Raw genomic sequence first — 1,029 nt, forward strand, 5'->3', positions numbered from 1 at the left:
CCAGCAGCTCTCGGACTCCGACGCCCTCCAGACGTACGACTTCGCGGCGGACCAGTACTTCCTGGCCGCGTCCCCGGACGGCAGAACCCTGCTGCGCACGCTCTCCGGCGGCGCCTTCGGCGGAGGCAACGGAGACCGCGGCCGTCTGGACCTGATCCATCTCGACCCCGAGCTCTGGAAGCGGCACCTCTGCGCCGTCGTCGGCCGCGACCTCACGGCCGACGAACGCGGCGGCCTGCAGTCGGGTCTGCCGGAGGGGATCTGCCCGGCCTGAACGGGCCAGGGGGACGCCGGGCAGGCGGGAGGCGGTCTTCCGTTTCTTTCTGTCATGGCCCGGGCAACTCTTGCGGGAGTCCCCCCGCCATGACGTGCTGCTGAGTCAGGAGCGACAAATGATGCGCACCCCGCCGATGCCGGATTTCCCTCGTAAGGACCGCGGGAAGGCGTCCTCGGCCGTGGCCGGCCCCCTTCCCGTGCGCAACCGCAGAGCAGGCCGCGCCGCCACCGTCCTCGCCGCCGCAGGCCTTCTCGTGGTGGGCACCGCGTCCGCCGCCCACGCCGACCCGCCGGGCGGCCTCCCCCAGAACGCCGGCGGTTACGAGCAGGCCTTCTCGCCCGCCTACGACTACGACGGCGACGGCTGCTACGCCACCCCCGCCATCGGCCCGGACGGCACCCTCGCCCCCGGGCTCAGGACGACCGGGGCGGTCAACGGCAGTTGCCGGGACCGGTGGGACCTGGACAACTCCCAGACGTACGCCCGGTCCCTGTGCAACAACGGCTGGTGCGGCATCGTCTACGCGAGCTACTTCGAGAAGGACCAGGCCGTCCACGGCAGTGGGCTCGGCGGGCACCGTCATGACTTCGAGCATGTGATCTCCTGGGTCAACCAGGCCTCCAACCAGGTGGATTACGTCTCGACCACCCAGCACAGCACCGTCAGGACCTACCCGCGCTCCCAGGTGCGGTTCGACGGTTCGCACCCCAAGGCCGTCTATCACAAGGACGGTCCGAGCACGCACTTCTTCC

General features: G+C 70.6%; 2 protein-coding genes. Both read left to right on the plus strand.

All coding sequences use genetic code 11. The features are described from left to right. The coding region (locus ACZ7HQ_RS45960; RefSeq protein WP_471003729.1) for a hypothetical protein at positions 1-274 on the plus strand (274 nt) is incomplete at its 5' end. A gap of 121 nt (positions 275-395) precedes the next feature. Next, the coding region (locus ACZ7HQ_RS45965; protein ID WP_471003732.1) for an NPP1 family protein at positions 396-1,029 on the plus strand (634 nt) is incomplete at its 3' end.

It is taken from the genome of Streptomyces sp. NPDC037290 (assembly GCF_055603245.1).